This is a genomic window from Ramlibacter sp. (assembly GCF_028292805.1).
Lineage (GTDB): Bacteria > Pseudomonadota > Gammaproteobacteria > Burkholderiales > Burkholderiaceae_C > Ramlibacter.
Map to the genome: position 1 here is coordinate 1 of NZ_JAQGLS010000176.1, position 9,288 is coordinate 9,288.

Consider the following 9,288-nt stretch of genomic DNA (forward strand, 5'->3'; position numbering starts at 1 on the left):
GACGCAACTGACGAAACGACAACTGGCTAAACAGGCTTGGGCGACTGACATGAGAAATTTGCAAACGCGGCTATACGCCCTTTCAGCCGACCGGCTCAAGTGGATTCGCCGCGGCATCGAGAAAGAAAGCCTGCGCGCCACGCCGGCGGGGGTGCTGGCCGCCACGCCGCATCCGCAGGGCCTGGGCTCGGCCCTCACCCATCCGCACATCACGACCGACTACAGCGAGTCGCAGCTGGAGCTGATCACCGGCGTGCACGCGAGCGTCGAGCAGTGCCTGGAAGAGCTGACGCAGGTGCACCAGTTCGTGTACCGCGCCCTGGGCGACGAGCTGATGTGGGCCAGCAGCATGCCCTGCCTGCTGCCGCCCGACGAGACCATCCCCATCGGCCGCTACGGCGCCTCCAACGTGGGCCGCGCCAAGAGCGTCTACCGTATGGGACTGGCGTACCGCTACGGCCGGCGCATGCAGACCATTTCCGGCATCCACTACAACTGGTCGCTGCCGGGCGTGAGCGATGCGCAGTACTTCGGGCTGATCCGCAACTTCCGCCGCCACGCCTTCCTGCTGCTGTACCTGTTCGGCGCCTCGCCGGCCGCCTGTTCCGGCTTCGTGGCCGGGCGCCGGCACGAGCTGCAGACGCTCTCGCCCGACACGGTCTACATGCCATACGGCACCTCGCTGCGCATGGGCCGCCTGGGCTACCAGAGCGACGCGCAGTCCAGCCTGGCCGTCAGCTACAACAGCCTGGACGGCTACGCCGCTTCGTTGCACGAGGCGTTGACCAAGCCCTATCCCGCCTACGAGGCGATCGGCATCGTCAACCCGGGCGGCGAGTACAACCAGCTGGCCACCAGCCTGCTGCAGATCGAGAACGAGTTCTACGGCACCATCCGGCCCAAGCGCGTGATCCGTCCCGGCGAGCGCCCGCTGCACGCGTTGCGCGAACGCGGCGTGGAGTACGTCGAGGTGCGGCTGATGGACCTGGACCCCTTCGTGCCGGTCGGCATCAAGGCGCAGACAATGCGCTTTCTCGACATCTTCCTGCTGCACTGCCTGCTCAGCGACAGCCCGGACGACACGCCGCAGGAAATCGTGGCGCTCGGGCGCAACCAGCACCGCACCGCTGCCTATGGCCGCGAGCCGGGCCTGGCGCTGGAGCGCGACGGCGCCCATGTCACCCTGTCCGAATGGGGCGCCGACATCGTCCAGGCCTGCGGCCCGATCGCCGCGGCGCTCGATGCCGTGCACGGCACCACCGACTACGCCGATGCGCTGCGTTCGGCATCGGCCCTGTTGCAGGACCCGGCCATGCTGCCTTCGACGCGCGTGCTGTCGGCGATGGCGCGCGACCACCAGAACGGGTTTTCCGCGTTTTCGCTGTCGCAGTCGCGGCAGTCCAGGGCCACGCTGCTGAAGCTGCCGTACGGCGGCAGCATGCATGCGCGCATGGAGGCGGTGGCGCGCCAGTCGGTGCAGGACCAGGCCGCAGTTGAAGCGGCCGACACCCTGGCGTTCGAGCAGTACCGTCAGCAATACGTCTCGGCCGACCGGCTCGGCTTGGGCAGGGCCGCTGTCGCGCCGGCGCTCGCCGCGGCCTGAGGCGGCGGCCGGCGTTTGCGTCGTCGTCCTACGGCCGGCCGTGCCGCTGAGCCGCACAGTGCGGCCATGCGCGCCCTTCGACTCCCTTTGTTCTGGCTGACGGCGCTGGCCATGCTGGCGCTGGCGCCCGCCCTGCAGGCGCAGCCAAAGCAGGAACGCGAGGCCCCCGCCGCGCCAGCCCAGCTCGACGAAGTCGGCAAGGGCGCCCACCTCGGGCGCCAGGCGCTGCGGCCCGGCGCCTACATCACGCCGCGCTACCGCAAGGCGGTGCAAAGCTACATGGCCAAGCACCACGGCCCCGGCAAGCCGTGCCTTCCCGGGCTGGTCCGGCACGCCGCTGCGTGCGAGCCGGCCGCCAGCGGACCCGGCTGGAAGATCGGCCTGGCGCTGCCGAAGGCGGCCGGCGCGCAGCCGCTGCCGGCCGGGCTTGCCGCCATCCTGCCCAAGGCGCCGCCGGGCAACCAGTACGTGCTGGTTGCCGGCGACATCCTGCTGATGGCCTCCGCTTCGCGCATCGTCGTCGACGCGGTCCCGCATTCCGGCTCCTGATTTCTCCAACCAAAAGGTCCCATGCGAACTTCCATCCTGCCGGCCGTCCTCCTGCTGGCGGCCTTCCTGGCCGCGCCAGCGCTGGCGGAAAAGCCCGACCACCCCGGTGGCGGCAAGCACGCCGACAAGCACGAGCGCAAGGCCGACAAGCACCAGCACAAGGCAGAAAAGCACGAGCGCAAGGCAGACAAGCACGGCCACGGTCCCAAGGAGAAGCACGCCGGCTACGACGACGGTCAGCCGCGCCGCGGCGCCTACTTCGACGACACCCACCGCAACTCGGTGCACCGCTACTACACGACGCATTCGCGCGCCAACTGCCCGCCCGGCCTTGCCAAGAAGAACAATGGCTGCCTGCCGCGGGGCCAGGCCAAGAAGTGGGAGGTGGGCCACCGCGTGCCGCAGGGCGTGACGGTCTACACCGTGCCGCAACCCATTCTGGTGACGCTGCCGCCGCCGCCGCCGCGGCACCGCTACGTCCGCGTGGCCGGCGACATCCTGCTGATCGCCGTGGGCACGCAGATGGTGGTGGACGGCATCAGCGGCCTGGCCAACTGAGCGGGCGTGCCGGCCCGGCAATGAGCGACCGCACGAATCCGGGCGGCAAGATGCCGGCCATCGGCAAGGCCGGCATCGAGCGGCAGTCGCAGTTTCGCTACCAGCTGCGGCGCTTCCTGCGCTTCGGCGAGGAAGCCGCCCGCTCGGCCGGCGTGACGGCGCTGCAATACCACCTGATGTTGCACACCCAGGCCTTTGCCGGCCGGGACTGGGCCAGCGTGGGCGAGCTGGCCGAGCGCCTGCAGGCCCAGCCGCATGGCGTGGTGGCGCTGGTCTCGCGCTGCGAGGAGCTTGGCCTGGTGCGGCGCCAGGCCCATGCCGGCGACGGCCGCCTGGTCGAGGTGCACCTGACGGCCAAGGGCCGGCGGCTGGTCGCCAGGCTGGCGGCCCGCCACCAGGCGCAGCTGGGCGAGCTGGCGGCGGTGATCGAGGCGGCCCGGGCCGGCAACGCCGGTTAACCTGTGGTCGCCTGTTGACCTGAAGCCCTTACAATGCGCGCCTTCAAGGCCGGCGCGCGCGCGCTGCCGTCCGCAAAGCAATCCATCCTGCCGCGCGCAGGCACGGCACGAGGCTCCTGCATGGCGAAGGAAGAACTGATCGAGATGAACGGCCGGGTGGCCGAAATCCTCCCGGATTCGCGCTACCGCGTGATCCTGGACAACGGCCATGAACTGGTCGCGTACACCGGCGGCAAGATGCGCAAAAACCACATCCGCATCATCGCCGGCGACCTGGTGACGCTGGAGCTTTCGCCGTACGACCTGACCAAGGGCCGGATCATGTTCCGTCACCTGCCCACCCGCGGCTCGGGCGGTCCGCCACCCATGCACCGCCGCCGCTAGCTGTGATGGTTCGATAGGCTGTTCACCCGGCGCGCATGCCGATGCGGCGCATTGCCGCTTGTCCGGCGCGGTGTCGCCCCGGTAAGCCGGCTGCCAGCCCGCTTGGGGCTGCCCGGGCTGAAGGCACTGACCCGGTGGAGCCGGTGGTGCGGCGTGAGCCAGAGGGCCCGGGGCGAGCTGCTGCACATGTGACACCAAAAGCTGGGGCGCATCGCTCGTCCTGGCCACCGCGTCACCGGCAACCGCAAAGACTTCGTGGACGGCGCCGGTGGGAGTTCGCGCACGTGGCCATCGACGAGCACCGTGACGCGATCAAGCGTCTGTCGACGCCGGCAGGCCTCACTCGGCACTTGGCTATAAGCCTCCAGCTTCCCGCCGCGGCGGAAAGAACCTGTTGCAACTCAACCGCTAGATTCCGACCGGTCGCGTGGCGGCGAAGCCGTCTTCGCCCGGCCCGTGGCGCTTGAGGTCGTCGTCACGTAACGCCAGCAGGCGTTCCAGGTCGGCGCGCACATCCTCCTGCGCCGGGGGGATGTAGGCAGGGCCTTCGATGATGCCGCCGGCGCGGGTTGTGGGTGGGCCTTGCGGCTCCGGCTGCGGCGCGACCACCGCCGTCCAGCTGGCGGGGTCCGGCAGCTCGGGGCAGACGGAAGGGTCGGGCAGGTTGAACTGCCAGGAGAATCCCATCAGCCATTGGGGCGCGGTCGGGTCCAGCGCGACCAGCCGCTCGAAGAAGTCCTGTTCCAGCGCCACGCCGTGCAGCGTCAGGCGCGGATCCCAGTGCCGCACCAGCAGGCGCACGTGGATGCCTTGTTCGCGCTTGACGCTGGTGGTGCGCAGCAGGTCGGCCGACAGCCAGCCTTCCGGGATGCGGTTGCGCTCCAGCAGGTCGCGCATGGCCGCCTTGAGCAATTCCTTGCGTTCGGCATGGCCCTTGGCCGGGGAGGTGGCTTGCGAAGCCACGAACTGGGTGCTGTTGGGTCCGCTGCGGCTGCGCACCGGCGGCCGTGTCGAAGCAGCTCCACCGAGCCAGCGCATCAGGGAATCGCCCAACAGACCCATCACAACCTCCGCACGAACCGCCCGGCGGGCGGCCTCCGTGGTGCCTGGACCAATGTAGTGCTGAGGTATCGATTACGTCAACTTACATTCGGGTAAGTTGGCTACGGTCTCGGGCTTTTCGCACGAAGGCGCCGGAGGCGATGCGGCGGCGCCTGCATGCGAGGTCTGCGCGAAGCCTGCTACTGGATCAGCAGGTTGGCGATCAGCCCGGTCGCCAGCGCCACCAGCATGAACTCGCTGCCGACCTGCATCCACTGGTGACCGTGCGGCGGGGCATACAGGCCCTGGTGCGAGCGCCATTCGTTCACGTAGTAGTGGTTCTGGCGGTACTGGTGCGGCAGGTAGCTGCCACGGTGGAAACGCTGGCCCTTGTCGTAGTGCCGCGGCTGGTTGTAGACGTAGCTGGGCTGCTGGCTGTAGACGTAGCTGGGCTGCTGGTGGTTGCCGGCCCTATAGCCTTGGCGGTAGGCGCGGTCTTGCTGACGGTCGTGGCGCTGGGCCTGTTCGTGGCGGCGGTCCTGGCGATCCTCGCGGCGCTCGGCGCGGTTGTCGCGGCGCTCGTCGCGGCGCTCGGCACGCGACTCGTCCCGGTGTTCGGCGCGCGGAGTGTCGTCGCGGCGGCCACCGCGGTCTTGCGCGGAAGCCAGGGTCGCGAAACCCAGGGTGCCGGCGAGGACGGCGCAAACGATGGCTGAGGCTTTCATGGGTGGTTCTCCTTGTCGATGGGGTGACTTTGCCGGTCCCACATGTCGCCGCGACGAAGTCGACAAGTCGCCCAGGTAAAGCCGGCTGAACGAGTGCGCGCGGCGGGCTGTCCTACCGATCGGGCACGGCCGCCAGCGTCAATTCGCCGGCAAAACGCTCGAATGCCGCGGGCAATTGCTCCGGCGGCAGCCTCAGCAGCGCCGACGGATGCACCGTCACCAGCACCCGCAGCCCGTCGCCGCGCGCGAACCACTGGCCGCGTTCGGACATCACCGCCATCGGCCGGCCCAGCAGGGCCCGCGCCGCCGTCGCGCCCAGGGCCACCAGCGCGCGCGGCTGCACCAGCGCGATCTCTTCTTCCAGCCAGTGGCGGCAGGCGTCGGCCTCGTGCTGCGTTGGCGTCTTGTGGATGCGGCGCTTGCCACGCAACTCGTACTTGAAGTGGCGCACGGCGTTGCTGACGAACACGGCTTGCCGGTCCAGCCCGGCCTGGGCCAGCGCGCGCTCGAACAACTGGCCGGCCGGCCCGACGAAGGGGCGGCCGCGCAGGTCTTCCTGGTCGCCCGGCTGCTCGCCGACGAACATCAGTGCCGGATACAAAGGGCCTTCGCCCGGCACCGCCTGCGTGGCCAGCGCGCCGATCGGGCAGTCGCGGCAGCGGTCGGTGGCGGCATGCAGTTGTGGCAACGAGCCGCTGGCGGCGACGGCCGGCAGCCGCCGGGGCGCGGCCGGGATGCGGCGCAGCGGCACCGTCGCCGGCTGCTCGATCATGGTGCCGCTGCGCTCCTGCGCTCGCGCCGCCAGCTCGCCGATCAGCGACGCCTCCGGCAGGTTGCGCCAGTATTTGCGCGGCATCTCCTTTTGCATCATCTTGAGCTTCAGCCGCGCCGGGTTGAAGATGCCCTGGTAGTAGGTGAGCCAGAGCTGCTCGCCCGCATCGGCTGGCGGCGCATCGCTGTGATCGGCGCCGGCGCGAAAGTGCAGCTGCTGCCGGTCCCATTCGACGCAGCGCTCGGGCGTCAGGATCGCCCAGCGCATGTTGGCGAAGCGGCGGCGGAACCAAGGCGCATTCGCTTCGACGATGTGGTGGTCGGGCTCGAACCAGGCCACGTGCAGCGGGTCGAGCGGGTTGTCGGTGTCCTGCACCTGCCGAAAGCGAACGAAGGCGTGCATCTTGTGGATGTCGCGCCGCACCGCCTGCGCCATGTGCCGCGCCTGCACCATGTCGGCGTCGAGCGGGTCATGGCGCAGGTTCGGCTCGTGCAGCAGCCGCCAGAGCAGGCGATAGAGCAGGGCGAAGCGGTGCGGCTCCCTGTGCAGCACCAGGGTGTGGCAAAGCTCCAGGAAGGCCGGCGGCACGTTGACGCCGGTGTCCGCCGGCGGCTGGTCGTCGGCAGGCTCGGCGACAGCGAACAGGTCGTCGTGGCAGCGACCGGCGGACCAGTGCACCTGCTCCGGTGCCACCCGTCGCGCCAGCAACGCACGCGCCTCGCGCCGGAAACCGGCGAGGTCGGTTTCGTGGTCCAGCCGCACCAGCAGGGTCAAAACAGCAAGCCCTGTTGTTGCGGCGCGGCCGTGCTCTGGGCCACGATGCGTTGCACGTCCGGTGCGCGCGCCGGCTTGTGGTCGGCGAGCACGACGAAAGGCAGCACCTTGCGGGTGGGCACGTGCAGCCGCTGCAGGTCCTCGGCGCGCACGCGCCGGCCGCGGCGCGCCAGCAGCAGGCGGTCGACGGCCTTGACGCCCAGCCCCGGCACGCGCAGCAGCAGTTCACGCGGCGCGCGATTCAGGTCGACGGGGAATTTTTCCGGGTGAGCCAGCGCCCAGGCCAGCTTGGGGTCGACCTCGAGCCGCAGCATGCCGCCACCGCGCGCCGAGGCGATCTCGTCGGCGGCGAAGCCGTAGAAGCGCATCAACCAGTCGGCCTGGTACAGGCGGTGTTCGCGCAGCAGCGGCGGTGCCTGCAGCGGCAGCGAGGACGAGGCGTCGGGAATCGGGCTGAAAGCGGAGTAGTAGACCCGCTGGAGCCGGTACGAGCCATACAGCTGCGCGCTGGTGGCGAGGATGGTCGCGTCGTCGGCCGCATCGGCGCCGACGATCATCTGCGTGCTCTGGCCCGCCGCGGCGAATTGCGGTGGCTTGGCCGGCGTCGGCCGCGACTGCGGCAGCGAGACCGCCGAGGTGCGCGCCGCATCGGCGGCTTCGCCCTTGGCGTCGTCGATGTGCACGCGCAGCCGTGCCATCGAGCGCTTGATCGCCGCCCCATCCTTTTGCGGCGCCAATGCGGCCAGGCCTTGCTCGGTGGGCAGCTCGATGTTGATCGACAGGCGATCGGCGTAGCGGCCAGCGCGCTGCAACAGCTCCGGCGCCGCGTCCGGAATGGTCTTGAGGTGGATGTAGCCGCGAAAGTCGTGTTCCTCGCGCAGGCGGCGCGCCACTTCGACCACCTGGTCCATCGTGTAGTCGGGGCTGCGGATGATGCCGCTGGACAGGAACAGGCCCTCGATGCAGTTGCGGCGGTAGAAATCCAGCGTGAGCTGCACCACCTCGTCGACGGTGAAGCGCGCGCGCGGCACGTTGCTGCTGGCGCGGTTGACGCAATACAGGCAGTCGTACTGGCAGAAGTTGGTCAGGAGGATCTTGAGCAGCGAGATGCAGCGGCCGTCGGGGGCGTAGCTGTGGCAGATGCCCGTGCCCTCGTTGGAGCCGAGACCGGTGCCCTGGACCGAGTCGCGCTTGACGCCGCCACTCGACGCACAGGAGGCGTCGTACTTGGCGGCGTCGGCGAGGATGGCGAGCTTGTCTTTCAGGTCCACTGTGCAAATGTACAGTGTCCGGGCCTGGACCGCGCCAGGAGCCCCGCCTTGCACGGGGCGCTCGCCAATTATTCCTGCATTACTGCGCGTTGGCGGGGGTGCCGGCCAGCTGGGACGCGGCGCCGGTGCGATGCGCGGCCAGGTAGGCGGAGCCGCTGTCTTCGCGGTTCATGGCGGCGACGGCGTCGCGGTTGGCGATGTACTCGGCCTGCACTTCAGCGCGGGTCTTGGTGCTGCGGAAGGTCGCCAGCGGGTTGTACTGGGTCGACCACGGGCTGACCGTGGACTGCACCGACTGGGTCGCCGGCCGGGTGGCCACTTGGGCAGCGGGGCCGGAGCTCACGCGGTGGGCGAACTGGCCGGACAGGTCCGGGCTTTCGGCCTGGGCCACGAAAGCGGCGGCGGTCAGGGCGGCGGCGAGGATGAGACGGGAGGCTTGCATGATGATTCCTTCAAAAGTTGATGAATTCGGCTCGGGGCATCTGCCTCGGCTCGCTCGCAGGTGGCGCTTGGTTGGCTGCGTCAGAGGCGATGGAGTGACTGTATTCCTCTGTGTACGAGCAAAAAACAGCACTGGAAGCAAGCCTGTATTGCGTATCGAGCAATAATCGACGCCAAGGAAGGGTGATATGGACAGGCTTCAATCGATGCGGGTGTTCCAGCAGGTGGTGGACGAGGGCGGCTTCGCGGCCGCTGCGCGCAAGCTCGACCTGGCGCCGGCGGCGGTGACGCGGCTGGTCAGCGACCTGGAAAAGCACCTCGGCGTGCGGCTGCTGCAGCGCACCACCCGGCGCCTGTCCCTGACGCCGGCCGGCGAGGCCTACCTCAGCCGCCTGCGGGTGATCCTCGGCGAGATCGAAGAAGCCGATGCGATGGCCCATGCGCACACCCGCGAAATGAGCGGCACCATCCGCATCCTCGCGCTACCCGTGGTGGCCACGCACATCATCGCGCCGGCCATCCCGGCGTTCCAGCGCCAGCATCCGCAGGTGCTGCTGGAGCTGCATGTCGAGGACGTGGTCGACCCCAATGTCGAGGAGTACGACCTCACCATCGTGACGGGCGCGGTCGCCGTCCATTCGACCGCCATCGTGCGCACCCTGATCGAGAGCGCGGCGGTCTTCTGCGCCGCGCCCGATTACCTGCGTCGCCA

General features: G+C 69.5%; 11 protein-coding genes and 1 pseudogene. 7 read left to right on the forward strand and 5 right to left on the reverse strand.

What is annotated here, in order from left to right; all coding sequences use genetic code 11:
* The first annotated feature begins 49 nt into the window (after window positions 1–49).
* From gshA to JWP65_RS10870, 6 genes and pseudogenes are all read left to right on the forward strand, one after another.
* Window positions 50–1,603, forward strand: a complete 1,554-nt coding sequence (gene gshA / locus JWP65_RS10845) for a glutamate--cysteine ligase (protein WP_299763560.1) — start codon at window positions 50–52, stop codon at window positions 1,601–1,603.
* 66 nt (window positions 1,604–1,669) lie between these two features.
* Entirely contained in the window at window positions 1,670–2,152 is a 483-nt protein-coding gene (locus tag JWP65_RS10850) for a hypothetical protein (protein ID WP_299763562.1), read from the forward strand.
* A 21-nt stretch (window positions 2,153–2,173) separates the two neighbouring features.
* Window positions 2,174–2,710 carry an RcnB family protein gene (locus JWP65_RS10855; protein WP_299763564.1) on the forward strand — a complete coding sequence of 179 codons (537 nt, stop codon included), beginning with the start codon at window positions 2,174–2,176 and terminating at the stop codon, window positions 2,708–2,710.
* Between the two features lie 50 nt (window positions 2,711–2,760).
* The gene (locus JWP65_RS10860; RefSeq protein ID WP_299763578.1) at window positions 2,761–3,168 is read left to right on the forward strand and encodes a MarR family transcriptional regulator; all 408 of its coding nucleotides are present in this window, start codon (window positions 2,761–2,763) and stop codon (window positions 3,166–3,168) included.
* Window positions 3,169–3,288: 120 nt separating this feature from the next.
* Complete coding sequence (infA, locus tag JWP65_RS10865; protein ID WP_299763580.1) at window positions 3,289–3,552, forward strand: translation initiation factor IF-1; 264 nt, start codon at window positions 3,289–3,291, stop codon at window positions 3,550–3,552.
* Between the two features lie 131 nt (window positions 3,553–3,683).
* Window positions 3,684–3,854: pseudogene (locus tag JWP65_RS10870) on the forward strand (IS481 family transposase); the annotation flags it as partial.
* 106 nt (window positions 3,855–3,960) lie between these two features.
* Here the strand turns inward: JWP65_RS10870 and JWP65_RS10875 are convergent.
* The 5 genes from JWP65_RS10875 to JWP65_RS10895 form a co-directional block, all read right to left on the reverse strand.
* Window positions 3,961–4,614: a hypothetical protein gene (locus JWP65_RS10875; RefSeq protein WP_299763566.1), complete on the reverse strand. Its 654-nt coding sequence runs from the start codon at window positions 4,612–4,614 to the stop codon at window positions 3,961–3,963.
* Between the two features lie 179 nt (window positions 4,615–4,793).
* On the reverse strand, window positions 4,794–5,318 hold the full coding sequence (locus tag JWP65_RS10880) for an RcnB family protein (protein WP_299763568.1): 525 nt from the start codon (window positions 5,316–5,318) through the stop codon (window positions 4,794–4,796).
* Window positions 5,319–5,430: 112 nt separating this feature from the next.
* Window positions 5,431–6,864, reverse strand: a complete 1,434-nt coding sequence (locus JWP65_RS10885) for a UdgX family uracil-DNA binding protein (protein WP_299763570.1) — start codon at window positions 6,862–6,864, stop codon at window positions 5,431–5,433.
* On the reverse strand, window positions 6,861–8,135 hold the full coding sequence (locus JWP65_RS10890; RefSeq protein WP_299763572.1) for a putative DNA modification/repair radical SAM protein: 1,275 nt from the start codon (window positions 8,133–8,135) through the stop codon (window positions 6,861–6,863). The genes JWP65_RS10885 and JWP65_RS10890 overlap by 4 nt, the downstream gene beginning before the upstream one ends.
* A gap of 79 nt (window positions 8,136–8,214) precedes the next feature.
* Window positions 8,215–8,577 carry a hypothetical protein gene (locus tag JWP65_RS10895; RefSeq protein ID WP_299763574.1) on the reverse strand — a complete coding sequence of 121 codons (363 nt, stop codon included), beginning with the start codon at window positions 8,575–8,577 and terminating at the stop codon, window positions 8,215–8,217.
* A 187-nt stretch (window positions 8,578–8,764) separates the two neighbouring features.
* On the opposite strand from JWP65_RS10895, the gene JWP65_RS10900 reads away from it, so the two are divergent.
* The coding region (locus JWP65_RS10900) for a LysR family transcriptional regulator (protein ID WP_299763576.1) at window positions 8,765–9,288 on the forward strand (524 nt) is incomplete at its 3' end.